Genomic DNA, 23,438 nt, shown 5'->3' on the forward strand with positions numbered 1-23,438 from the left:
GTGTTTTCATGGTGCTTTCCTCCTCCCGGTTCCAGCGGTCCTGGCAGGCGTCCTGTCAGTTGTTCTTCGGGGTGCCGGTGGCCATGGCCGCTTTTCTGGGCTGTTTCGCGGTACCGGCCGGGGTGTTCTTCACGCTGGTCCTCGTCGGTGCTCCGGCCTGGCCTGAGATCGTGCGTGTGCTGCGTCGGTTCGCCGGGTACGAGCGGGGGCGGGCCGGCGGGTGGCTGGGCGAGCCGGTTCCGGAGGTGTATCTGCCGTTGGACGGCTCGCCGGGCGACCGGGTGCGTCTGGCGCTCACCGATCCCGGCACATGGCGGGACGCGCTCTGGCTGCCGTACGCGACTCTCAGCATCCTCGGTTTCAGCGTGCTGGTGCTGGTGCTGTGGCCGGTGGCGCTGGTCGTCGACGGTGCGGCGGCCGTGTGCGGGCGCCGGTCCGCGCGTGTGCTGCCGGTGTTCGAGAGTCTGGCGGATGCGCAGGCCCGGTGGACGGTCGTGCTGTTGAGGCCGTCGGCTTCGGCGAAACTCGGCCGGCGTGTGGCGGAGCTCTCCGAGTCCCGGGCCGGGGCCATGGAGTCGCACAGCGCGGAGCTCCGCCGTATCGAACGGGACCTGCACGACGGGGTGCAGGCCCAGCTCGTGGCGCTGTCCATGCGGGTGGGGCTGGCGCGGCAGCAGGTCAGGAGTGACCCGGACGCCGCGACGCGGTGGCTGGACGAGGCGCAGGAGGAGATCGACGCCACGCTCGCGGCGCTGCGGGGCATCGTCCGTACGGTGCATCCTCCGGTGCTCACGGACCGCGGGCTGGCCGGGGCGGTGCGCACGCTCGGGGTCTCGGCGGGGATTCCGGTGGAGATGAATCTGGCGGCCGTGGAGGACGGTCACCGGTTGCCTGCGGCGGTGGAGGCCGCGGTGTATTTCGTGATCGCGGAGTGTCTGACGAACGTACGCAAGCACAGTGGGGCGACCCATGCCTCAGTACGCTTCACCAGGGCCGGCGGGTCGCTTCGGGTCGTCGTCACGGACGACGGGCGCGGCGGTGCCGGGGAGCACGGGGGGAGCGGGCTGCTCGGCATACGCCGCCGGGTCGCGGCGCTCGACGGCACGACCGAGATCAGCAGCCCTTCCGGGGGGCCGACGAGGATGAAGGTGGAGCTGCCATGCGGATCCTGATCGCGGAGGACAACGCGCTGCTCCGGGAGGGGCTGACGCTGCTGCTGACGCACAACGGCCATGAGGTGGTGGCGGCGTGTGTGGCGGGGCCGGAGATCATGCCGATGCTGCGGCGCACCCGGCCGGACGCGGCGGTCCTGGACATGCGGCTGCCGCCGAGCTTCCGCGACGAGGGTCTGCGTGCGGCGGTCGCGGCCCGGCGGGAGTTCCCGGATCTGCCTCTTCTCGTACTGTCGCAGTACGTCGAACAGGCTTACGCGGCAGAGCTGCTGGCCCTCGGTGCGCGCGGGATCGGCTATCTGCTCAAGGACCGGGTGGGGCGGGTCGAGCAGTTCCTGGAGGCTCTGGAGCGGATCAGCGAGGGCGGTACGGCGCTGGACCCGGAGGTGGTCAACGAGATCATCCGGCAGCGGGCGTCGACGCGGTCGCTGGACGGGCTGACGGCGCGTGAGCGCGAGGTGCTGGAGCTGATGGCCCAGGGGCTGGCCAACGCGGCCATCGCCGAACGGCTGTTCGTCACGGAGCGGGCCGTCAGCAAGCACATCCGGGGGATCTTCGACAAGCTGAACCTGCCGGCGGAGGTCACCAGTGTCCACCGCCGTGTCCTGGCGGTTCTCGCGTATCTGGGCAACGACATCACGGGCGGGGCGGGGCGTTAGCCCGCGGACCGGCGTCGGCGGATGATCGCCCAGAGCACCGCGATCGCGTCGAGGGTGAAGCCCGCGCTCATCACGGCGGTGTAGGCGCCGTCGTCCACGGCGTGCGAGACCACGGAGGTGAGCATGGCGCCCATGAGGAAGACCAGCAGGGGCGGTACGTACCACGCGCTCCTGGGCTTCCGGGCGGTGCGGTCCTCGTCGTAGTCGGCCGAGCGTGCCATGAGAACTCCTGCTTCGCTGTGTGCTCTTCACGCGGTGCCCCGCGTCGTCACCCCCATGCTCCCCCGGCCCGGCGGGGCGGGGCAGTGCATCGTGCACCCGGATCGGGGTGGAGCCTGCACCACCGGTGGTCAGCCTCGGGGTGTACGTGCCGAGGCGTCCGCGTGGGCGAGGCGGCGCAGGGCGCTGAACATCGCGTCGCCCAGCACCGTGCCCACGACCACGCGCTCCACCAGGTCCTCGCGCCCGGCAGGGTGCCCGAGGTGGCGGAGGTCGGCGCGGGCGATCTGCTCGGCCGCCGCCGCGTAGTCGTCCAGAAGTACGGTGAAGTCCCCGTGGCCCGCCGCGCGCAGGGCCACGAGCACGTCGGCCAGCGCCTCGCCGGCCGGTCCGTCCGCCGCCGCCCGCCAGCCCAGGCGCCGCATCAGCCGGGCGACCTCGGCGCGGGCCTCGTCCAGCTCCGGTCCGGGCCCGGTCTCGCGGGGCGGGGTCAGGCGGTCCGTGGCGGTGCGGAGCACGTCGTCCAGTGGGCGGTCCGGGTCGTCCACGGCCCGTAGCACGTCGCCGATGGCCGCCAGGGAGAGTTTGCCGACGTCCAGCAGGGCCCGGACCAGGCGCAGCCGGTGTTCGTGGGCGCTGTCGTAACTGGCCCGTGTGGGGCTGGTGAGCCGGCCCGCGGGCAGCAGGCCCAGGCGGATGTAGAACTTGATCGTCGCCACGGGCACTCCGGACCTGCGGCACAGCTCGGCCATGCGCACCAGCGGGTGTCCTTCCTGGATCGGCAGCACGAAGGCGGGCTCTCGCCGGTGCGCAGACGCTAACGAGCGGGGGCGCGGCGGCGCCACTTCCAGCGTGCCCATCCGCTGCCGGATGGGCCGGGCCTTCGGAAGGCGGCGCTCAGTCGTTCGTCGCCCGGCGCACCTCGACCGGCTGCGGTGTGGGTGCGCCGCCGGGCCCGGCGAGCAGGGCGAGGGTTCTGCGGCGGGGCAGGAAGCGGGTGGTCAGGAGGGTGAGCAGGCGGTTGGCCCTGCCCGGGACCGTGGTCGGCCCGTCGTCCTCGCGCAGGGCGCGCAGGGCCGCGGCGACGACCTGTTCGGGCGTCCCGACCAGGGCGGCGGGCGCGTCCTCGTGGCGCTGGGACTCGGTCGCCGTCATGCCGGGGCAGAGCGCCAGCACGCGGATGCCGGTGTCGCGGTGGGCCGTCCAGAGCGCTTCGGTGAGGGCGGTGGTGTACGCCTTGGTGGCGCTGTACACGGCGAGGTCCGGCTTGGGGGTCCAGCCGAGGGTCGAGGAGACGTTGAGCAGGGCGTCGCCGGGGCGGGCGTGGCTCAGGAAGGCGTACGAGAGTGCGGTCACGGCGCGGCAGTTGAGGTTCAGCATGTCCTCGGCCCGGGACAGCGGGGTCTCGGTGAAGGGGCCCGTGGTGGCGGTTCCGGCGTTGTTGACCAGCAGCCGGACGCGGGTGCGGGCGATCAGCTCGCCGGTGCGGCGGACCCCGTCCTCGGTGGTGAGGTCGGCGGCCAGCCATTCATGGCCGGGGCCCAGTCCGGCGGTGAGGGCCCGCAGGCGTTCGGCGTCGCGGGCGACGGCGATGACCCGGTGGCCTTCGGCGGCCAGGCGGTGGGCGAAGGCCCGGCCGATTCCGGCGCCGGCTCCGGTGATCAGGGCGGTCGGGCGGTCGTCGGTCCGCGTCGGCACGGGTCACCCCGCCGAGGGGCGGGTCGCGGGCTGGGCGCGGAAGGAGAACGCCTCCATCAGGCGGCGGCGCGCGGTCTTCTGCACCGCCGCGATCCCCCAGGTGCCGTCGCCCCGGCGCACCAGGGTGTACGTGGCGATCTTGTCGGCCCGCCCCTCCTTGGCGCCGTGCTTGCGGACGGTTCCCCGGGTGACGGCCACGGCGGTGTCCGGGCCGTGGAACCGCACGCTGATCACGTCGAGGTCGAGCCGGGTCCTCTTGAGGAAGCTGTCGAACAGGGCCTGATGGGCGCGTCCGATCTCGGTGCCGCCCTGGTAGACGGTGCCCACGTACGTGACGTCGGTGGCGTCCTCGGTGAAGCAGGCGCCGTACGCGGCTCCGTCTCCGGCGGCCCAGGCTGCGGCGCTGCGGTGCAGCAGGGTGTGGACGGCGGTGGTGTCCTCGGTGGTGGTCATGGCGGTGTCCTTCCGGGGGTGGCGGGCGGGCGGCGGGGTCACTTCTCGGCCTTCGGGGCGGTGGCCGGGTCCCAGAGGAAGGAGAGGCGCTCCATGACGTTCTGACGCTGCGTGTTGTGGAAGGCGGCGATGCGCCAGTGGCCGTCGCCCTCGCGGACGAGCGTGTACGTCTGGGTCTTGGTCAGGTCCGCGGCGTCCGGTGCGTCCCCCTTGTAGGTGTCGCCCCGGCTGGTGACGACGGCGGTGTCGGGGCCGTAGAACCGGATGCCGAGGAACAAGTCGGCGAGGCCGGTGCCCTTGACGAATCCGTCGAACAGGGCGCGGTGGGCGTCGGCGATGTCCTCGCGGCCCTGGTAGTGGGTGCCGACGTAGGTGGTGTAGGTGGCGTCGGCGGTGAACTGCTCGCCGTATCCGGTGGCGTCGGCGCGGCCCCAGGCGTCGGTGAGGTCGCTCAGGGTGTCGCAGACGGCGCGCTGGTCGGCGGCCACCGCCGTGCCGGACGGGGTGGCGATACGGGTGGGGGTGACGGCGGTGCACTCGGCCTGTCCGAGGACCTTGGGGTCGGAGGTGGCGTCGAGCCAGAAGTAGCCGCCGGCGGCCGCGAGGACGGTGACCAGGGCGCCTCCGAGGAGGACCCGCTTGACGGTGCGGCGGCGGGAGCGCGGCTTGGGGGCGGTCTGCTCGGGTGCGGTGGTGTCCGGGGTCTCGGTGACGGTTGTCAACACCAGCCATGCCGTCCGGGGCCAGTGAGACCTACCGCCGGTATCTGAGCGCCGTCATGCTGCACGGCCACGCCAGCGCCAAGGCGTGCGAACTGGGCGCCACCGACCTTTACGCGCTCAACATCCTCGGACTCACCGGCCCGTTGACCCCCGGCGAGCTCGGCGCGCGTACGGGGCTGACCACCGGCCCCACCACCCGTCTGATCGACCGGCTGGAGGCGGCGGGGTATGTGCGGCGCGCGCCGTCCCCCGACGACCGGCGCAAGGTGATCGTGGAGCCCGTCGGCAAACCGGCCGGCCTGGACGAGGCGATGGGCCCCGCCCGTAAGCGCATCGGCGAGCTCTTCGCCGGCTACACGCCCGACCAGCTCGCCGTCCTGTTCGACTACTTCGCCCGCGCCTCGGAGGCGTACCAGGCCGCCGCCGAGCAGCTGCGCGGCGGTACGGACGCGTGAGGGACCGGATCGAGCGGCTGATGCCGGCCGATCCGGTCCCTGGGCGGCGGTGGGGCGGCTACCGCCGGACTCCTGGTGGTGACGAGGGTGTGGCGGACCCAGGCGCGGTCACCTCGGGTGGGTACGGATGATGTCGACCGCCTCCGGGATGCCCATGTAGGGCAGCCGGATCTCGGCCATGTCGTCGGTCCAGCGTTCGGCCAGGTCGTAGCGCTGCTTGGGGGTGGTCTCCAGCAGTTTGCAGCCGGGGAAGACCTGGTAGCCGTCGAGGAGGGCAGTGTGCTGGAACATGCCTTCCTGGAACAGCTCCTCGCGTTCGAGGACGAATTCCTCCGAGGGAAGCTCGTCCCACAGCGCACGGCCGCGGCGGATCAGCTCGATCAGACGGGGACGGTACGAGGGGTTGCGCCGGAGGTGGTCGCGGACGATGGAGCTGCCGACGGTCAGGTGGCGGATCTCGTCGATGGAGGCGCCCCGGGCGATCTCGGAGGCGGCCGGGTCGAGCAGGGTCCACTTGCGTTCGCTGAGTTCGGCGGCGGGGGCGAGGACGCCCTCGATGACGATGGTGAAGACGGCGACCGCGCCGATGAAGTCGCCCTCGTCGCGGACGACCGTGGTGGCGAATTCGGCGATCGGGTTGAGGACACGCTTGGTGTAGTCCTCGCCCTGGCCGCTGATGAAGCCGAGGAGGTCCTGTTCCGGGATGCCGAGGTCGACCAGGTGCTTGCGGAAGATCATCGCGTGCCGGGCCTCGTCGACGACCTGGGTGACGAAGAACTCCTGCTCGACCACGCCCGGAGCGCCGATGACGTAGTTCGACAGGACGTTGACCGCGCGGGACTCGGCGAGGGAGCGGTTGCCCAGCTCCAGGACGAGCGCCTCGCGCAGGGGGCCGTCGGCGCGCATGTAGTCGGGGGTGACCGCGGTGTGGCCGCGTTCGGCGCGGCCGTCGCGCAGGGTGCCCTGGGCGACCGCGGAGAGCCAGTAGCCGAGGTCGCACTGCTCGGCGGTGAGGGTGAGTTCCTGCGCCCCGTCCAGGAGGTTGGGGGCCAGCTCCCAGTCGGCTTCGACGGGGACCTGGTCGGGGTTGGACGGCGTGTGGGTGGTCATGACACCTCGCTGTGAGAAGGGGTGGCCCGGGGTGCGGGGGCGGGGGTCAGGACGCCCGTGTGCACGCCGCCGGCGAAGCTGAGCAGGGGAACGTCCGGGCGATGGGAACCGCCGGTGACCTCGGCGAGCAGCAGATCGTGGTCACCGACCTGGTGCCAGCCCCATACCCGGCAGGACATGTGAGAGAGACAGCCCTCCAGCAGGGGCGCGCCGCTGAGAGGGTCCGCGGTCCACTCGTACGGTGCGAACTGGGCGTCGCCCAGCGGCCGGTGCGGGTCCGCGAAGTTGTGGGCGGTCCCGTTCTGCGCGGCGGACAGGACGTTGACCGAGAAGCGGCCGGTCCGGCGGACCAGGGTGGCGAACGTCGAGGTGGGGCGCAGTCCCACGCCGAGGATGAGCGGGTCGCGCGACAGGGTGAACACGGCGCTGGCCGTGGTGCCGTGCCGGATGCCGTCCTGGTTGACGGTCAGGACGGTGACGCCTGAGGTGAGGCGGCGCATGGCCTGGCGCGCCTGGTCGGGATGGGCGAAGTCGGTGGTGCGGGCCGGGCCCGGACCGGTGGCCTCCGCTGCCGGGTGGCGGGGCGGATCGGTCAGCCCGGTGGGGTTGCCGGTCATCGGCCGGCTCCGACGACGGTGGTGCCCTGGTCGTCCGGCAGGGGCAGCGGAACGGGCCCGTCGGTGGCCGCACGCCGCTTCAGGAAGGCGGTGACCTCATCGACCTGGGGTGTGGCGACGGGTTCGAAGGGCAGCCCGAACGGCTTGTAGAAGTTGCCGAAGACCCCCCGGTCGCCGAACACGTGGAACGCGAGGGCCAGCAGGGCCCATTCGGGACCGATGAGCCACATCCACAGGGCGGCCACCGCGCCGACGGTGATCAGGCTGTGCATCGTGTTGTACAGGACGTAGTACGCCTTGGGGATGCGGCCGTTCGCGCTGCGCCGGAACGCGATGGCGCCCGGGATGTAGCCGATGAGATCGATGTACAGGAACAGGGCGATGGCGTAGCCCCACCGGATCTCGGTGAAGTGCAGGAGGATCAGGGCGATCGTCACCACAAAGGCGACCAGATACTCCGCGCGGTGGAGGGTGAAGGTGACGCGGGACTCGACCGGGTTCTTGATGTCCATGGGTGGCCTTCCGTCGGGCGGGGTCGGGTCAGGACAGGCGCAGCGGGCCGCCGGCGAAGTAGTCGGCCATCTCGGCCGCCACGCTGGCGCGGGAGGGCGGGTGGAAGGCCAGTGCCCGTACGGCGGAGGCGAGATAGGAGACCTCCGCCGAGCGGATGTAGGACATGCCGCCGAGTATTTCCACGGCCTGGTCGACGGTGGCGGCCAGGAGGTCCTGCGAGGCGTAGCGGGCGGTGAGGACGGCGGCGACGGCCTCGTCCCCGTCCACGCCGTCCTCCAGGGCGCGGGCGGCGCCCTCGACCAGTCCGACGGCGGCGTCCAGGCGGGTGCCGAGGGCGGCCCGGTCGGCGGCCGAGCCCCGGCCCGCGGTGATGACCCGGTCGACGAGGGTGGAGGCGGCGCCCGTGTACGCGGCGGTGGTGAGCAGCTCGAACCAGGTGAATCCGCCGGTCTGGAGATCGTCGAGGCGGCCGTGGTCCTCGGGGGTGCTGATGATGGTGAGGTCTTCGGGCACCTCGACGTCGGTCAGGTGCACCTCGTCGCTCTGGGAGGCCGCCAGGATGGGGGTGGACCAGAAGGGGGTGGTGGTGATGCCGGGCGAGGTGGCGGGGATCAGCATCAGTGCCAGACGGGACGTGCCGTCCGGCTGGGTCAGCATGACGCTGGCGGTGAGCACGTCCATGGAGTGCGAGAGGCTGCACGGCTTCTTCGAGCCGTTCACGCGGTAGCCGCCGGGCGTGCGTTCGGCGGTGATGGAGGGGGCCAGGATGTTCTGGTCCGTGCGGCCCTCGGCCCATCCGGAGGCGAGCAGCAGGTTCTTCGGGGCGATCGCGGACAGCAGTTCCAGCTGGGCCGGGGTGAGGCGGGCGGTGATGCCGGCGAGGCGGAAGAGCATCGCGATGGTGAAGTGGTGCATCACGGTGGCCACGCCGAGGGACGGGGAGGCCGCGGCGATCGCGCGCTGGACCCGTACGGCTTCCAGCGGACCGGCGGCCTGGCCTCCGTACGAGGTGGGGACGAGCAGGGAAGGGCCGTTGCAGGTGCGGTAGAGCTCCAGCACCGGACTGTCGGCGCCCTCCCGTTCCATGAGGGGGATTTCCTCGATCGCTTCGAGAAGTCCTTTGTGGAATTTCTCGCAGACATCCCGCGCCGTCGCCAGGGAGCGCATGCCGTGTTCTCCTCGAACCAACTGGGAGTTCTCCTCGAAAGGCGAGGAATGACGTGTGGAATATTCGTCCAGAAGTGTGGCATCCGATGTCTGACCCTGCCCTGACACGACTCTGACCATGGATTGCCCCGAGTCGCGGGGCCTGCTTGGGGAACTGCCCCTGACCACTGGCTGACCGGCCGCTGACGGGGCGGGGTGGATGCTTGCGGGCCACTTCGGGCGCGTGGGATAAGTGATGGAACTGTCGGCTGGAGAATGGACCTCACATGACCGGGGCAATCCTGGAGACGGACATTGCACTGGATGCCGTCCGCCGGTATGCGGATGCCGACAATCCGAGCGCTTATTTCGCTTTCAATGACGGCAACAGTTATTTCCGGCTGCCGGACGTGCCGGGGTTGATCGTGTACCGGCAGGTGGGCGGATATCTGGTGCAGTTCGGCGGCCCGTTCGCGCCGTTCGGGCCCGCCGGGCCGGACGGGGCGCGGGAGCGGCTGCTGCGCGGTTTCGTGGCGTTCGCCGAGAGCCAGGGCCGGCGGATCGTCTCCGTCCAGGTGCAGTCCGGCGACGCCCAGCTGTTCGTGGACCACGGCTTCACGGTGAACCAGATGGGTTCCTCGTACGCGGTCGATCTGGCGGAGTTCACCCTGGCCGGTACCCGGTTCATGCAGCTCCGCAACAAGATCAAGCGGGCGCTGCGCGCCGGCCTGGTGGTCGAGGAGGTGCCGTACGACGAGTGGGCGGAGCGGGTCGAGAAGCTGGACGCCGCGTGGCTGACCACCAAGGGCGAGGGCGTGAAGCCGCTGGAGTTCCTGGTCGGCCAGACCGGCGGGCGCCATCAGGAGCTGCGCCGGCTGTTCGTGGCGCGGCGGGACGACGAACTGGTCGGGTACGTGTCGTACGCGCCGGTGTACGGGTCGCGCGCCGGCTGGATGCACGATCTGAGCCGGCGGCTGCCGGAGGCTCCGCCCGGGGTGATGGAGGCGGTGAACAAGGGGGCGATCGATGTGTTCCGGCAGGAAAAGGTGGGCTGGCTGCACTTCGGGTTCACTCCGTTCACCTCGCTGACGGCGCCGCAGTTCCCGGGGTACAGCAAGGCGTTCCACTGGTTCATGAAGTACCTGTGGGAGCACGGCGCGCACATCTACCCGGCGCGGACGCAGCTGGACTACAAGCTGAAGTGGGCGCCGCAGGTGGTGCTGCCGGAGTACGTCGCGTTCCACGGCCCGGCGAGTCTGCCGGCTCTGGTGCACGTGTTCAGGGCGTGCAACGCGGTGTGAGCCGGCCCCGGTGCGGGGTGCGTGCGGTGACGAGCGCGGGAGGGAGGTGAGCGCGATGGCGGAGTCTGCGGAGATCGAGGCGCAGGGGCAGCGGGTCGTGGAACTGTTCCAGGCGTGCGCGGCCGCCCCGGACGACCCGGCGGCCGCGGAGCGGGCGGACGAGAGTCTGGCCGCGCTGGACGCGCTGCTCGGCGAGGCGTCGTAGGGCGGCCGGCCGGTCAGAGCCGCGGCCCCTCACCCGGATGCGGGTGAGGGGCCGCGGCGTCGGTGCCGGAGGACCGCCGGCTCAGCCCGTGGTGACGGGCGTACGGCGCTCGGCGGACAGCGCCAGTTCCAGCCGCTCGTCGAGGTGGCGGGCGGAGGAGTTGACGCGCCACAGGGAGCCGCGCGCGATGCCGCGCCGCATGTAGTCCGAGCCCGCGCTGGGGATGACCACGTTGTGGAACCAGCCCGCGGCGTGCTGGGAGTCGATGGTGATGTGCAGCCGGTGGTAGGTGATGCCGACCTCGGGCAGGCCCAGGCGCTCCCAGGCGCTGACGACGTTGCGGAAGCGGTCCGGGGCGAGCCATTCCGTCATGCCGAGGAAGCCGACGGCCTCGGGGTAGAGGTGGCGGTAGCGGCACAGCAGCACCGCGAGGTTGCCGGAGTGGAGGTCGGTGGTGGTCATCGCCGCCTCCAGCTCCTCGGGCCGGACGTCGAACACGTCGTAGATCTTGTTGAAGAGGTGGGTGTGGACGGCCTCGGGGTCGCCGTTGCCCATCTCGTCCCAGTAGTTGTTGGCGATCTCCATCTTGCTGGCGCCGGCGGTGCCGATCTGCATCATGGCCAGGAAGTCGTCGAACCGGCCGTCGATCAGCGATTCCTGGATGACGTAGGTGCGCAGGTCATCGCGCTGGGCGTCGCGGTTGATGAACTCGGTGTAGTACGGGTGCTTGTAGGCGCGGTGGCCGCGGACTATGCCCTTGAGCCAGGACAGGAACTGCTTGGGGTCCCCCGGGGCCCGGTCGAGGACGCCGTCCTCCAGGTGGGCGTCCTCGGTGGCGATGGTGGCCCGCTCCAGCATGCGGGTGACCTCGTGGAGCAGGGCGGAGCCCTCCGCGGTGGGGTGGTCGGAGATCTGCATCACCGTCTGGTAGATGCGGGAGAGCAGCAGTTGCTGCGCGTACCGGGCCCGGACGGCGGGGCCGGGGGCCCCTGCGGCGGCCTCGTTGACGGCGGAGATTTCCGCGACGATGCGCTCGCGGTCACCCCCCAGGGTTCGGTCGAGCTCTTCTGCGGGGGCCGCCAGCCAGGACGTGAGCTCGTCGACGATCGCCATGGGGTCGGTCGGAGCGCCTGTGGCTGTCGCCGTGGCGGCACTGTCATTGCTGAACACTGCTTCTCCAATGTCTGTCGGGAACCGGCGTCGATGCGCGTCGTGTCCACGTGATCCCGCCGCTCTCGGGCGTGCGGAGGAATGGATCCCCTGATTACGGATCGGCCGTCATGCCAAAGACACGCGCATCCGGCTCGGGAGATTCGGATACGCGTGCCTTGGGATGAGCATCGGCGGAGAGGGCAGGATTCGAACCTGCGTGGGCGTTAACCCGTCCGACAACAAGTGCCGGACCCCATTCGGCCGCTTTGGGAACCTCTCCCGGCCTTTCGGTGACTTCAGCTTCGCACGAATGTGCTGACACGCCCCTGATCGGACCCTGAGCACGGGCAGCGTCAGGAGCGTGTCAGAAGGCTGCGGGGATAGTGGCGTACGCAGCCGGCGTGCTCGGGAATAGACGCGCGGCCGGTTTCCCAGCGTCCTAGCAAGGAGAATTCGTTGACCGCCGAGTCCGTGAAAATTCCCGTGTCGAGGCTCTACAACGACGAGAGCGGGGAATCGCACTTCGTCGACGAGATGCTGGAGGTGACGGCGATGAACTTCGCGCCGCCGGCTCCGTCGCTCCACGTCTCCGAGGGCGTGCCGGCCAAACAGGCCGTCTACCTGTTCATCCCGAAGGGCTGGGTGGGCGACTTCCACCCGGCGCCGCGCCGTCAGATCATGACGCTGCTCAGTGGATTGCTGGAGTGCGGTGTGAGCGACGGTGCCTGGCGCACCTTCTCGCCGGGCAACAGCCAGCTGGTGGAGGACACCGAGGGCAAGGGCCACGCCACGAAGGCCCTGGAGGACTGCGTCATGCTCGTGACGCAGCTCGACTAGGGGATCCGACGCGGCGCCCTCCCCCGGCCGCGGCCGTACGCATGCGAAAGGGGCGCGGGCCCGTCGGCCCGCGCCCCTTCGGCGTGTCGCGGTCAGCCCTTGACGTATCCGAAGCTCTCGACGATCTGACCGTTGGAGAGCCGGTGCACGTTGACGCCACGGATGAAGTCGGCAGGTCCGGAGCCCCAGCGCAGGGTCCAGCGCACGACCGAGCGCTCGCCGGCCACCCAGGTCTCCTCAACGGTGAAGTCGGCGTCGCCGTTGGAGGCGATCCCCGACCAGAAGGCCAGGCACTCGTCGTAACCGTTGTGCTTGGAGCCGTCGGGGGCCGGGCCGGAGTTCTCCAGCCGGCAGTCGGGGGCGATCAGGTCCTTCAGCAGCGCGGGGTCGTGCTTCTGGAAGGACTCGTTGAACTGTTCGATAACTTTGCGAGTCTGCTCGTCGGTCGTCATTTTCTTCCTCATCTCGTCGTATCGGTACGGGGTGAACGATTCCCCGGGGAAAGTCATATCGGTAGGACCGTGTGCGCGTCCAAGCGGACACGGCGTCCCGTCAGTAGTAAGTCAGCGGAGTCTCCCTACCGTTGGGGCATGACCGATGCGGACAAGGCACCTCTCGACCTGGCCTACCGACAGGCCATCGAATATCTGACGGGCCTCGCAGAACGTCCGGTGGGAGCCACGGCGGGCACCGAACAACTGCTGAAGACATTCGGCGGACCGCTGCCCCCGGGACCCGTTTCCGCGACCGAGACCGTCGAACTGCTGGGAAGGGCCGCGGCCGAGGGCGGAATCCCCACCGCCTCGGGCCCCCGCTACTTCGGATATGTCACCGGCGGCACCCTGCCCGTGGCGATCGCCGCCGACTGGCTGGTCGCGGCCTGGGACCAGACGGCCAGCCTCTACAACCTCTCCCCCGCCGTGATGGTGGCCGAACATGTGGCGGCGACCTGGGTACTGGACCTGCTGGGCCTGCCCCAGGACGCCTCGGTCGGTTTCCCGACGGGCTGCACGATGGCCCATCTGACCTCGCTCGCCGCCGCCCGCCACAAGCTGCTGGCGGACGCCGGCTGGGACGTGGAGCGCGACGGCCTGACGGGGGCGCCGCAGGTGCACATCGTGGCCGGCGCGCAGCACCACATGACGATCGACCTGGCCGCCCGGTATCTCGGGTTCGGCACCGGGCGGATCCGCAATGTGCCGGTGGACGACAAGGGCCGGATGATCGCCGCCGAACTGGAGCGCGTCCTGGCGGGGCTGGACGGGCCGGTCATCGTCTGCGCGCAGGTCGGCGACGTCAACACCGGCGCGATCGACCCGGTCGGCGAGGTGTGCGACATCGCGCACCGCCACGGCGCCTGGGTGCACGTGGACGGCGCCTTCGGGCTGTGGTCGGCGGCCAGCCCGGCGCTGCGGCCCCTGGTGGCGGGCGTGGAGCGCGCCGACTCCTGGGCCCTGGACGCCCACAAGTGGCTGAACGTGCCGTACGACTGCGGCATCGTCGTCATCGCCCACCCCGAGGCACACCGCGCCGCCATGCTCAACGAGCGGGCGGGCTACCTGCCTCCGGCCACCGAGGGCGAGCGGGACGCGATCGAGTGGGTGCCGGACTTCTCCCGGCGCGCCCGCAGCCTGCCCGTCTGGGCGGCGCTGCGGACGCTGGGGCGTTCGGGCGTCGCCGGGATGGTGGAGCGCTGCTGTGCGCTGACCCACCGGTTCGCCGGGCAGCTGGCGGGCCTGGACGGGGTCGAGCTGCTGAACGACGTGGTGCTCAACCAGTTGCTGGTGCGCTTCGGTGACGACGACGAGGTGACGCGGGCGGTGATCGCGCGGATTCAGTCGAGCGGGGTCTGCTGGTTCGGCGGGACGGTGTGGCAGGGCCGTGCCGCGATGCGGGTGTCGGTGGTCAACTGGCGCACGGGCGAGGAGGACGTGGACCGCAGCGTGGCGGTGATCCGCGCGGCGCTGTCCGAGGTCGCCGAGGAGCGCGCGGCCGTGTCCGCCGCCTGACCCGGGCGGGCACGCCACCGCACGAGCCCCCCTCCCCGATGTGCCGGGGAGGGGGGCTCGTGCGGTGGGTTCAGCGGGTCGGGCCGAGCGGGCCGGTGGCCGGGACGATCATCCCGCTGGGCAGCCAGTCGGGGCCGGTGCCGCCGTGATGGGCTCCGCCGGCACCGCCGGAGCCGGGGACGAACACGGTGGCGGCCGCGTACAGCCGGAGAGCGGAGACGGGCGTGCCGCGGGCGGCCCGCCAGGCCGTGTAGCTCGTGCCGCTGGGGGTCTCCCCGGGCAGCCAGGTGCCCAGGGCGGCCAGGTAGTCCTCGGCCTCCGGGGACCGGGGGACGTAGCTCAGCGGCAGGAGCTGGCCGGCGCTGGGCTGGAGCAGCGGGGCATTGAGCAGCCAGGGGGCGAGGTACGTGCCTTCGGCGCGGGTCTTGCCGGAGGCGACGGCTCGTACGGCGGAGTCGGCGCCCTTCCAGCCGGCGACGACGACGAGCGGCAGGTTCCGGGTGTCCGGTCCGGCCACGGTCAGTCCGGCCCGGGCGGCGGCCGCGCGGACCTCCGCTGCGGCGGCCCGGCCGCGTGGGGAGGAGTCGGCGGTCAGGGCCAGCGCGTGGTGGCCGCGGCCGGCCAGGTAGTCGACGGTGGCGCGGAGCGCGGCCGCGTCGGCCTTGGTGAGGGTGTCGGAGGGGCAGCTGGTGAGGGGCACGGTGGGCAGGGCCGCGTCCTTGCCCAGGGTGGAGGCGGGGTGTGTGCCGGAGTGGTCGGTACCGGTCTGCCCGGCCGCCGGGGTGCCGGTCCGCTCGGCCGTTCCGGTGCCGGTCCGCTCGGCCGCCCCCGTGTCGGCGGCGAGGGCGCGGCCGAGTGCGTAGTGCGCGCACTCGGGACCGTCGGGTCCGCTCACCGTGGCCGTCGGGCCGGATTCGGCGCGTGCCGCCGCCTTGCCGGTGTCGACCGGGAGGCCCGCGGTGGCCCCGCCGGTGGAGACCCACAGGGTGCTGCGGCCGGCCGGCAGGTCGACCACGGTCCAGGTCAGGGTGGAGCCGGGGCGTGAGCGGCCGGGGGTGAGCCGGTCGGCGGCGGGCCCGGCGGCGCCGTCCTCGGCGCTCATCGCGACGAGGTTGGCGCCCGGGCGGCCCGGGACCACGAGGACGGGCACCTGTTTCTGGCCGACGCTCAGTGAGGTCAGCACCGGGGTGCCGGCCGGGATGTCCCGGCCGGTCTGCTGGGGCTGGGTGGCCGCGGCGGTAGCGGCCAGGACGGTGACGGCCACCGTCGCGCCGAAGTACGCCGCCATGGCGGTCCGGCCGCGCAGCAGCCGGCGCCACAGCAGCAGGGTGCCGAGCGCGAGGGCGGCGGCCAGGACGGCCGCCGCCGGGAGAATCGCGTACATCACCGCAGGACGTCGTCACTGACGACGAACAGCACGCCGTGCGGCTGGCTGTTGCCGTAGTCGCCGTGCGGCCAGGAGGTGCGGTTGAAGCTGACGCACGGCTGGTGGGTGCGCTCGTCGCGGAAGGACCGGTCCAGGCTCACCCGGCCGCGGCGGTCCAGGTTGAACATGCACACCCGGTGGTCGCCGCCGCCGCCGAAGGAGCCGGCGACGAAGTAGTTGGCGGTGGCGATGCGGCGTACGTCGGTGGTCTCGCGGTACGTACCGTTCGCGGTCCGCTTGAAGTTGTCCATGGCGCCCCAGTGCGGGCCGCCGTCGGTGGTGTCACGGATCGGGATGGTGTCCACCAGGCTCGGGCAGTCCCGCTCGAACGCGCCGCGGTACGCCTCGGCGAGCCGGTCGACGGAGCACTTCGTACCGGGTCCGGCGGCCAGCAGCTTCTGGATGTCGAGGACGTACATCATGCCCGTGGTGGCCTTGTCGAGCGGCTTTCCGTACGGCGTGGACTGGCCCATGACGGTGTGGAAGAGGAACCGGTCGTCGGGGCTGACGGCCAGCCAGCTGGAGTTGTCCCCGCCGCCGTTGACCTTGGAGCCGGGGTTCATGGCCCGGTAGGCGGCGGTGTCGTCGAAGACCTCCCGCCACTTGGGGGCGGGGGCGGTGATGTCGGGCGTGTAGAAGACCGCGCCACCGGCCATGGAGGAGACGAAGGCGCCCTTGTGGCCGGGCCGGTTCGTCAGGGCGGTCTCCATCACCACGCGGGACTCGCGGAAGAAGGGACGCGATTCCAGGGCTCCGCGCGGGCCGTCGGCGACCTTGCTGACCGAGGTCAGCTTCGGGTTGTTGCGGTCGGAGATGTCGAAGACGCGGACCGTCTGCCGGGCCAGGTTCTCCACCAGCGGGGAGTCGGGCGTCATGAAGTTGCGGGCCTCGGCGAAGTCGCTGGCCACCATGACGTTCAGGTCCTCGCGGACGGCGATGCCGTGCGGGTTGGCGCAGCTGGCCTTGGGGAGCGCGGGGACGTTGCCGCACTGCTGCGGGTTCTCGCCGTGCTCGGTGGCGGCCGGGATCTCGGCGAGGGTCTTGCCGTCCTTGCCGATGCGGACGATCTCGCCCGGGGAACCGCCGGCGCCGTTGCCGACGCGTACCTCACCGTTGGTGTAGGTACAGGGCCCGGTGACGTTCGGGCCGCCCATGTAGCTGGCGTACGCGGTGCCGTCGCTGAGCACCTGGTAGGCGTCGGGAAGGGTGCCGCAGGGCGTGTCGGCGGCCGTGTTGACGCCGACGATCTTCAGCTCGGGCAGGGCCTTGGCGTCGAAGACGAAGGTGGTGTCGGCCATGATGCCGCCGACGTAGATGCGGTCGCCCTTGTGCCAGACGTACTGCACGTGGTGCGGCTCGTTGGCCTTGTTCGGGCCGACGGTGACGGTGTTGGCCACCTTCCCGTACGTCGACGAGCCGGGGGTGGCGTCGATGACGGTCAGGAAGTCGGGGGCGGGCTGCTGGGCCGGTCCGGCCCAGGCGATCAGCCACTCGCGGCCCTTGCCCCTCGCCGCCTTCGCCAGGTGGTTGGTGGCCGTGTAGGTGACGCCGTCGCTGCCCTGGACCGCCGAGGTTTTTTCGACGGGGCTGTACGCGGCGGCGCCGGTGCCGTTCAGCAGAGCGGTGGCCATGCCCACCGTCAGCAGGAACGGCATCATGCGCCGGACCGGCCTGCTCCGCCGGAGTCCTTGAAGGATCATCTCTGCTCAAGCCCCTCGAAAAGGAACGGAATGGAAAGGGAGGGGAATTGCCTGCTGCCGATGGCGGGCAAATATCCCCGCCGCACTATCGCATCACCCGGCTGACTCTCCGCTGACACGCCTCTTACCGGGTCCTGACGGCCGGCCGGAACCCCGACAAAGGGTCTGATTACGCAGCTCAGGGCCGGTCTTCGGACCCTCACCGGCCGCCCATCAGCCACCTGTCAGCACCGCATAGGCGCACCTTCCGTATTCTTTCTGACAGGTGTCGCAGAAATTCACTTCGCTTTCTTCTGCATTTCTGCCGGCAGAGCCTGCCGGAATCCGTCGCGGTGCCGTACGCGCCGCTCACCGAAAAGGGGCCGCATGACGGTCTTCGCCAGGGTGCGGAACACCGCGCGCTCGCGCGTGCTGAGCCACTTGGACTCGTTGGAGTCCGAGGCGGTGCACATCTTCCGTGAGGTGGCGGGTGAGTTCGAGCGGCCGGTGATCCTGTTCTCGGGCGGCAAGGACTCGATCCTGATGCTGCACCTGGCGCTCAAGGCGTTCGCACCCGCACCGGTGCCCTTCACCCTGCTGCACGTGGACACCGGCCACAACTTCCCCGAGGTCCTCGCCTACCGCGACCGCGTGGTCGCCGAACACGGACTGCGGCTCCACATCGCCTCCGTCCAGGACTACATCGACGCCGGCAAGCTCCGCGAACGCCCCGACGGCACCCGCAACCCCCTCCAGACCGTGCCCCTGACCGAAGCCATCCAGCAGCACCGCTTCGACGCCGTCTTCGGCGGCGGCCGCCGCGACGAGGAGAAGGCCCGCGCCAAGGAACGCGTCTTCTCCCTGCGCGACGAGTTCTCCCAATGGGACCCCCGCCGCCAGCGCCCCGAACTCTGGCAGCTCTACAACGGCCGCCACGCCCCCGGCGAACACGTCCGCGTCTTCCCCATCTCCAACTGGACCGAACTCGACGTCTGGCAGTACATCCAGCACGAGGGCATCGACCTCCCCGAGATCTACTTCGCCCACGAACGCGAGGTCTTCAACCGCAACGGCATGTGGCTCACCGCGGGCGACTGGGGCGGGCCCGGGGAACACGAGGCCACCGAGACCCGCCAGGTCCGCTACCGCACCGTCGGCGACATGTCCTGCACCGGCGCCGTCGACTCCGACGCCACCACACTCGACGCCGTGATCACCGAGATCGCCGCCTCCCGCCTCACCGAACGAGGCGCGACCCGCGCCGACGACAAGATGTCCGAGGCCGCGATGGAAGACCGCAAGCGCGAAGGGTACTTCTGACCACGCCCGCGCCGCCCGGCCTCAGCTGTCCCTAAGGGGCGACCAGGTCCGGGACCGGCCAGTAGGGCTCGTCCTGGAGGAGCCGGGAGTCGTGGGTGAGGATGGCCTGCTCGTACTGGCTGAGGGCCGGGGAGGGTTCGACGCCCTGCGACTCGATGAGGTTGCGGCGGCACTGGCGGTAGACGCCGAGGGCGTCGAGCTGGCGGCCGCAGCGGTACAGCGCGCGCATGAGGAGCATGCAGAACTGTTCGTGCACGGGGTTGCGGAAGTACAGCTCCGCCAATTCCGGGAGAATTCGCTCGTGCCCACCGGCGCGGAGTTCGAGGTCGTACAGCAGGGTCAGTGCGGACGTACGCGCTTCGAGGTAGCGCGCGGCGGCGGTCTGGCAGATGAGCCCGCCGGCCAGGCCGCCGAACATTGGTCCACGCCAATGCGAAAGGGCGTCACGGAGTTCGGTGATGTCCTTTTCCCGGTAGGCGTGGGTCCCGTGGCCCGCTCGGGCGTGGATGGCTTCGACGGCGTCGAGGAATAACGTCGCGTCGAGCTCCCAGCGGCCGACGGTGAACAGATAGCCCGAGGTGCTGGTCACCACGCGAGAGGTGTCGCGGCCGGGTTCGAGGGCGGCGAGAGTGCGCCGGATCCTGCTGACCTGCGCCTGGAGTGCGTTCTCCACCTTGGCCGGCGGGGTGGTGCCCCAGAGTTCGGCGATAAGGGAGTCGACGGTCACCAGGTCTCCGCCGGAGACCAGGAGGGTGGCCAGCAAGGTCTGCTGCATGGCGCCGCCCAGCCGCACGGCGGAGCGGTTCTTCTTGATTTCGACGCAACCCAGTACCGAAAACAGCAACACAGAGCTTCTCCCCCGTAAATGGAAAGGTACGTGTCGTCGTGCTGGCTTCTGGCGCATCAAGGGGCACCGTGCGCGGGTCGCACCTGCGCTTCCCCTTGAAATGTCGGATAGTAAACTATCAGACACTGATAACATCTGGACCGATCAGTCTGGATCTTACTTCGACTGTTTTCGGTCTGTCAATGAAACCTCAAGCGTGAAATACATCAAATCTCAAGTCAAAAAAGAAGAAAATCCAGACACCTGCAAATTCGGCGGGTACCATGCCCAGCCCAAAGGCTGCACAGTACACGGATGGCGGATGCGGGGGAGCAAATAGTTCGCCGCCGTGTACTGCGCAGCCGTACAGGGGGGCCGGGGCACGAGGCCCCGGCCGGTTTTCTACGCGGCGGCTGTCTTCTGCCGGTAGCGCGCGGCGCCCAGGAGGGCGACGAGCGTGACCACCAGGGTGATCGCGGTGACCGTCCACAGGCCGGCCCGGTAAGGCGCGAGCCCGGTGCTGGAGGCCAGCGAGAACACGGTGGCGGTGATGGCGATGACCACGCCGTTGCCGATCTGCGCGCCGGCGTTGAACAGACCCGAGGCCAGGCCCTGCTCATCCGGTCCGGCACTGCCGACCGCGGCGATGTTCAGCGCCGGGTAGACGGCGGCGAAGCCGAGGCCGCCGAGCAGCTGCTGGGCGATGAGCGTGACCAGCGGGTCGACGTTGCCGATCAGCAGCGACCAGCCCAGGTAGCCGATGCTCAGCATGATCAGGCCGCCGGTGGCCACCGGCCAGGCACCGTACTTGGTGACCAGGGCGGCGCCGTAGCGGGCGGTGCCGGCCGTGAGCACACCGCCGAGGAGGAAGGCGAGACCGGCCTCCAGCGGCGACCAGCCGAGCTCGTCCTGGTAGTAGAGCGTCAGGACGAACTGGAAGGAGACGTAGGCGCCGAAGAAGAGCATGCACAGGTTGGCGCGGGAGAGCTGCGGGCGGGTGAAGATGGCCAGCGGGACCAGCGGCTCGGGGTGGCTGCGCTCGATGACCAGGAACAGCGGGAACAGGATGGCGGCCGCGACCAGCGCGCCGATCGTCAGGGCGTCGCCCCAGCCGTGGCTCGCGGCCCGGCTCAGCCCGTAGACGAGGGCGACGGCGCCCGCGGTGACGGTGACCGAGCCGAAGACATCGAGCTTGCCGCGGCGTCCGCCGGCCTGCTGTCCGGGCACGACGGACCAGGCGAGCAGGGCGACCAGCAGGCCGACCGCGGCGGGCAGGAAGAGGATGAGGCGCCAGTCGACGCCCGCCATGAGGCCGCCCAGCAGCAGGCCGAGGGAGTAACCGGCGGAGGCCACGGCGAGGAAGGTGCCGAGCGCGCGGTTACGGGCCTGCTCGTCGCGGAAGGCGTTGAGCAGGATGGCCATGGCGGCCGGTGCGGTGATACCGGCGCTGACTCCCTTGAGCAGGCGCGCGATGACGAGCACGGGGCCGTTCTCGGCCAGGCCGCCCAGGCAGCTGGCGACGACGAACACCATCAGCCAGCCGATCAGCAGCTTCTTGCGGTTGAAGAGGTCGGCCAGCCGGCCGCCCAGCAGCAGGAAGCCGCCGAAGCCCAGGGCGTAGGCGGAGACGACCCATTGCAGGGAGGACGCCGACATCCCCAGGTCGTCCTGGACCAGCGGCAGCGCCGGCCCCATGCTCGCGATGTCCATCGCGTCGAGGAACTGGACCGCGCACACGACGAGAAGGAGCAGCGGAAGGCTCTTGACCGCCGGTGCGGCCGCGGCCGCCTCGCCCTCCCCCGGCACGGGTGGTGAAGCGGAAGTGGAGGTCTCGGTCATGATCACAGACTCCGATCGGAACGGCGTCGAGGGGACGGCTTCGGGAGCGGCATGAGTAATGGACCGACCAGTCCCGGACTGATCGGTCCATTTTTAGCGCCCCTGAGATCCCCTGTCAAACGTATGCTGGTAGGGATGCGGGCTAGGGGAAGGAGAACGCAACGATGGCGCGAAAACCGGCACCGGGGACGAGGCGCAGAATCCTCACCGCCGCGTCCAGACTGTTCAGCCGGCAGGGGGTGCGGGCGGTGGGCATGCAGCAGCTCATCGACGAGACCGGGGTCGGCAAGAGCCTGCTGTACCGCGAATTCGCCAGCAAGGACGAACTGGTCGCTGCCTGGATCCGGGACAGCGACGAGGAGTGGTGGAAGGCCGCCGCAGAGGTGACCAGCCCCCATCAGGGCGACCCGGCCGGCCAGATCCTGGCACTGCTGGGCTTCTTCTACGAGAGCGTCCAGTCACCGGAGTACTACGGCTGCATCTACTACAACACCTCCTCGGAGTTCCGCGATCCGCAGTACCCGGGGCGGGTGGAGTCGGTGCGCCACCTGCGCCGGCTGCGCGACTGGCTGCGCGACCTGGGCATCCTCGCGGGAGCGAGTGACGCCGAGGACATGGCCGACGCGCTGATGCTCGTCATCGGCGGACTGCTCAACAACGGCGAGGTGCTGGGGGCCGACGGCCCGGCCCGGATGGCGATGCCCACCGCGGAACTGGTGCTTCGTCAGTACTGCCCCGCCCCGGTGGGCGCGGTGTCCGCCTGACGTACCCCGTCAGCAGACCGGCCCCGCGGCGCTGGGACGCCGCGGGACCGGAGCACTCGGGCCCGTCACCGCGCCTGGGTCACCCGCTCGGGGCGTGCGTCGCGGACAGCGACGCCGTGTTCCTCGTAACCGTCGTTGTAGACGAACGACGTCGGCATCCGGTCGTGAAACTGGTAGTCGTAGCGGATCCGCCCGTCCTCACCGAGGACGATGACGTCCTGGCCCGCCATCTCCATCTCCCCGGTCGCGCCCGCGACCATCACCCAGTTGAGGCGGACCACGTTGTGGTGCCCGACCGCGTTGTGCGAGGAGCGGAAGGTGTAGCCCATCGGGCCGTAGATCTCCTGGGTGTAGGCGAGCTGGTCGATGATCGCCTGATGGCCGCGGATCGGGTCCTTGCGGTAGAAGAGGTAGGTGGCGTCGGGCTCGTAGAGCCGCTCCACCCCGGCGCGGCGGCGCTCGGGGTCGGTCTCGTTCCACAGCGCCACATAGGCGTCGAGCAGCGCGTTGGGCGTGGACACCGGTACGGCTGCGGGTGTGGGTGGCATCGGTCGGTCCTCCCTGGGTCAGCGGGGCTCCGCGTGGCGCAGCAGCAGCTGCCCCAGGTCGGCGGTGACGGCCCCGGTGTGGGTGTGCAGATAGAAGTGGCCGCCGGGATACGTACGGCAGCCCAGGTAGTCGGGGGTGCGGCCGGCCCAGGCGTGCAGTGCCTCGGGGGCGAGCAGCGGGTCGTCGCGGCCGGTGTAGGCGACCAGCGGGCAGGGGACGGTTGCGTGGTCGTCGGTGTGGTCGGCGCACACCGCCCCGTCCGCGCGCAGGGTGCGGACGGCCTCGTCCAGCAGCCGGGGATCGGCCGCGACTCCGGCGGGGAGTGAGTTCAGCCGGGTGGTGAGGGCGAGCGGGTCGAAGGGGTACGGGTCACCGGTCTGCGGGTCGCCGGCGTGGAAGCCCTGCGGGGACCAGCCGGAGACGGCGAGCAGGGCCGGCGCGGGGACGCCGGTCCTGGCCAGTTCGACCGTGACCCGGTAGGCGAGCAGCGCGCCCATGGAGTGCCCGAACAGCGCGTACGGGCGCTCGTCCAGATCGGCGGCCAGCACCCCGGCCAGGTCCCCCACGAGCGGCGCGAGCCGGGTGTACGGCTCCTCGCCGCGGCGGTCCTGGCGCCCCGGCAGCTGCACGGCCTGGCAGGTGACCGAGCCGGGGAACAGGGCGGGCCAGTCGCGGTAGGCGGTGGCCGCGCCGCCGCTGTGATGCAGCAGGAACAGCCGGATGTCCGCGTCCGGCCCGGCCTCGGACGGGTGCAGCCAGCGGTGCAC

The 23,438-nt window shown here is 70.9% G+C and carries 26 protein-coding genes and 1 tRNA gene; 9 read left to right on the forward strand and 18 right to left on the reverse strand.

Annotated features, from left to right (window positions below; genetic code table 11):
* Positions 1-8 precede the first annotated feature (8 nt).
* Entirely contained in the window at positions 9-1,172 is a 1,164-nt protein-coding gene (locus tag OG338_RS29580; RefSeq protein ID WP_331741526.1) for a sensor domain-containing protein, read from the forward strand.
* Positions 1,160-1,831: a response regulator transcription factor gene (locus tag OG338_RS29585; protein WP_331741528.1), complete on the forward strand. Its 672-nt coding sequence runs from the start codon at positions 1,160-1,162 to the stop codon at positions 1,829-1,831. The genes OG338_RS29580 and OG338_RS29585 overlap by 13 nt, the downstream gene beginning before the upstream one ends.
* Here the strand turns inward: OG338_RS29585 and OG338_RS29590 are convergent.
* The 5 genes from OG338_RS29590 to OG338_RS29610 form a co-directional block, all read right to left on the reverse strand.
* Positions 1,828-2,052 carry a hypothetical protein gene (locus OG338_RS29590; protein WP_331741530.1) on the reverse strand — a complete coding sequence of 75 codons (225 nt, stop codon included), beginning with the start codon at positions 2,050-2,052 and terminating at the stop codon, positions 1,828-1,830. The genes OG338_RS29585 and OG338_RS29590 overlap by 4 nt on opposite strands.
* Before the next feature lie 129 nt (positions 2,053-2,181).
* On the reverse strand, positions 2,182-2,838 hold the full coding sequence (locus OG338_RS29595) for a MerR family transcriptional regulator (RefSeq protein WP_405940569.1): 657 nt from the start codon (positions 2,836-2,838) through the stop codon (positions 2,182-2,184).
* Positions 2,839-2,947: 109 nt separating this feature from the next.
* Complete coding sequence (locus OG338_RS29600; RefSeq protein ID WP_331741535.1) at positions 2,948-3,748, reverse strand: SDR family NAD(P)-dependent oxidoreductase; 801 nt, start codon at positions 3,746-3,748, stop codon at positions 2,948-2,950.
* Positions 3,749-3,751: 3 nt separating this feature from the next.
* Positions 3,752-4,201 carry an SgcJ/EcaC family oxidoreductase gene (locus OG338_RS29605; RefSeq protein WP_331741537.1) on the reverse strand — a complete coding sequence of 150 codons (450 nt, stop codon included), beginning with the start codon at positions 4,199-4,201 and terminating at the stop codon, positions 3,752-3,754.
* A 38-nt stretch (positions 4,202-4,239) separates the two neighbouring features.
* The gene (locus OG338_RS29610) at positions 4,240-4,926 is read right to left on the reverse strand and encodes an SgcJ/EcaC family oxidoreductase (protein WP_331741540.1); all 687 of its coding nucleotides are present in this window, start codon (positions 4,924-4,926) and stop codon (positions 4,240-4,242) included.
* Positions 4,927-4,931: 5 nt separating this feature from the next.
* Between OG338_RS29610 and OG338_RS29615 the strand changes: the two genes are divergently transcribed.
* A complete protein-coding gene (locus tag OG338_RS29615) occupies positions 4,932-5,378 on the forward strand; it encodes a MarR family transcriptional regulator (protein WP_331741542.1) in 447 nt (148 codons plus the stop codon).
* Positions 5,379-5,486: 108 nt separating this feature from the next.
* Here the strand turns inward: OG338_RS29615 and OG338_RS29620 are convergent, their stop codons facing one another.
* From OG338_RS29620 to OG338_RS29635, 4 genes are read right to left on the reverse strand one after another with little or no spacing between them, the layout of a single operon-like run.
* A complete protein-coding gene (locus tag OG338_RS29620; protein WP_331741544.1) occupies positions 5,487-6,488 on the reverse strand; it encodes a VlmB-like protein in 1,002 nt (333 codons plus the stop codon).
* Entirely contained in the window at positions 6,485-7,084 is a 600-nt protein-coding gene (locus OG338_RS29625) for a flavin reductase family protein (protein ID WP_405940582.1), read from the reverse strand. Before OG338_RS29625 ends, OG338_RS29620 begins: the two co-directional genes overlap by 4 nt.
* Positions 7,085-7,101: 17 nt before the next feature.
* Positions 7,102-7,617, reverse strand: coding sequence for a hypothetical protein (locus OG338_RS29630; RefSeq protein ID WP_331741548.1), 516 nt, complete (start codon positions 7,615-7,617; stop codon positions 7,102-7,104).
* A 28-nt stretch (positions 7,618-7,645) separates the two neighbouring features.
* Positions 7,646-8,785, reverse strand: coding sequence for an acyl-CoA dehydrogenase family protein (locus OG338_RS29635; protein ID WP_331742009.1), 1,140 nt, complete (start codon positions 8,783-8,785; stop codon positions 7,646-7,648).
* A gap of 266 nt (positions 8,786-9,051) precedes the next feature.
* On the opposite strand from OG338_RS29635, the gene OG338_RS29640 reads away from it, so the two are divergent.
* Both OG338_RS29640 and OG338_RS29645 read left to right on the forward strand, forming a co-directional pair.
* Positions 9,052-10,065 carry a DUF2156 domain-containing protein gene (locus OG338_RS29640; protein ID WP_331741550.1) on the forward strand — a complete coding sequence of 338 codons (1,014 nt, stop codon included), beginning with the start codon at positions 9,052-9,054 and terminating at the stop codon, positions 10,063-10,065.
* A gap of 55 nt (positions 10,066-10,120) precedes the next feature.
* Positions 10,121-10,270, forward strand: coding sequence for a hypothetical protein (locus OG338_RS29645; protein WP_331741553.1), 150 nt, complete (start codon positions 10,121-10,123; stop codon positions 10,268-10,270).
* A gap of 81 nt (positions 10,271-10,351) precedes the next feature.
* Here the strand turns inward: OG338_RS29645 and OG338_RS29650 are convergent, their stop codons facing one another.
* A complete protein-coding gene (locus tag OG338_RS29650) occupies positions 10,352-11,383 on the reverse strand; it encodes an iron-containing redox enzyme family protein (protein WP_331741555.1) in 1,032 nt (343 codons plus the stop codon).
* A gap of 231 nt (positions 11,384-11,614) precedes the next feature.
* A tRNA-Thr gene (locus tag OG338_RS29655) sits at positions 11,615-11,702 on the reverse strand.
* Positions 11,703-11,878: 176 nt separating this feature from the next.
* On the opposite strand from OG338_RS29655, the gene OG338_RS29660 reads away from it, so the two are divergent.
* On the forward strand, positions 11,879-12,259 hold the full coding sequence (locus OG338_RS29660; RefSeq protein WP_331741557.1) for a hypothetical protein: 381 nt from the start codon (positions 11,879-11,881) through the stop codon (positions 12,257-12,259).
* Between the two features lie 92 nt (positions 12,260-12,351).
* On the opposite strand, the gene OG338_RS29665 is transcribed toward OG338_RS29660, so the two are convergent.
* Positions 12,352-12,711, reverse strand: coding sequence for a nuclear transport factor 2 family protein (locus tag OG338_RS29665; protein ID WP_393769200.1), 360 nt, complete (start codon positions 12,709-12,711; stop codon positions 12,352-12,354).
* A 138-nt stretch (positions 12,712-12,849) separates the two neighbouring features.
* On the opposite strand from OG338_RS29665, the gene OG338_RS29670 reads away from it, so the two are divergent.
* Positions 12,850-14,268, forward strand: coding sequence for an aminotransferase class V-fold PLP-dependent enzyme (locus tag OG338_RS29670; protein WP_331741561.1), 1,419 nt, complete (start codon positions 12,850-12,852; stop codon positions 14,266-14,268).
* A gap of 70 nt (positions 14,269-14,338) precedes the next feature.
* Here OG338_RS29670 and OG338_RS29675 read toward each other — a convergent pair whose 3' ends face one another.
* Together OG338_RS29675 and OG338_RS29680 are read right to left on the reverse strand one after the other, a co-directional pair.
* Positions 14,339-15,652, reverse strand: a complete 1,314-nt coding sequence (locus OG338_RS29675) for a hypothetical protein (protein ID WP_331741563.1) — start codon at positions 15,650-15,652, stop codon at positions 14,339-14,341.
* Complete coding sequence (locus tag OG338_RS29680) at positions 15,652-17,394, reverse strand: hypothetical protein (RefSeq protein ID WP_405940570.1); 1,743 nt, start codon at positions 17,392-17,394, stop codon at positions 15,652-15,654. The genes OG338_RS29675 and OG338_RS29680 overlap by 1 nt, the downstream gene beginning before the upstream one ends.
* Before the next feature lie 366 nt (positions 17,395-17,760).
* Here OG338_RS29680 and cysD point away from each other — a divergent pair, with 366 nt between their 5' ends.
* The gene (cysD, locus tag OG338_RS29685; protein WP_331741567.1) at positions 17,761-18,693 is read left to right on the forward strand and encodes a sulfate adenylyltransferase subunit CysD; all 933 of its coding nucleotides are present in this window, start codon (positions 17,761-17,763) and stop codon (positions 18,691-18,693) included.
* Positions 18,694-18,724: 31 nt separating this feature from the next.
* Here the strand turns inward: cysD and OG338_RS29690 are convergent, their stop codons facing one another.
* Both OG338_RS29690 and OG338_RS29695 read right to left on the reverse strand, forming a co-directional pair.
* Positions 18,725-19,540, reverse strand: coding sequence for an AfsR/SARP family transcriptional regulator (locus OG338_RS29690; RefSeq protein WP_331741569.1), 816 nt, complete (start codon positions 19,538-19,540; stop codon positions 18,725-18,727).
* A 381-nt stretch (positions 19,541-19,921) separates the two neighbouring features.
* Positions 19,922-21,358, reverse strand: coding sequence for an MFS transporter (locus OG338_RS29695; RefSeq protein ID WP_331741571.1), 1,437 nt, complete (start codon positions 21,356-21,358; stop codon positions 19,922-19,924).
* A 164-nt stretch (positions 21,359-21,522) separates the two neighbouring features.
* On the opposite strand from OG338_RS29695, the gene OG338_RS29700 reads away from it, so the two are divergent.
* A complete protein-coding gene (locus OG338_RS29700; RefSeq protein ID WP_331741573.1) occupies positions 21,523-22,122 on the forward strand; it encodes a TetR/AcrR family transcriptional regulator in 600 nt (199 codons plus the stop codon).
* Between the two features lie 65 nt (positions 22,123-22,187).
* Here OG338_RS29700 and OG338_RS29705 read toward each other — a convergent pair whose 3' ends face one another.
* Both OG338_RS29705 and OG338_RS29710 read right to left on the reverse strand, forming a co-directional pair.
* Positions 22,188-22,670 carry a nuclear transport factor 2 family protein gene (locus tag OG338_RS29705; RefSeq protein ID WP_331741577.1) on the reverse strand — a complete coding sequence of 161 codons (483 nt, stop codon included), beginning with the start codon at positions 22,668-22,670 and terminating at the stop codon, positions 22,188-22,190.
* Between the two features lie 18 nt (positions 22,671-22,688).
* The gene (locus tag OG338_RS29710; protein ID WP_331741580.1) at positions 22,689-23,438 is read right to left on the reverse strand and encodes an alpha/beta fold hydrolase; all 750 of its coding nucleotides are present in this window, start codon (positions 23,436-23,438) and stop codon (positions 22,689-22,691) included.

This window comes from Streptomyces sp. NBC_00726 (assembly GCF_045161735.1).
Classification (GTDB): domain Bacteria; phylum Actinomycetota; class Actinomycetes; order Streptomycetales; family Streptomycetaceae; genus Streptomyces.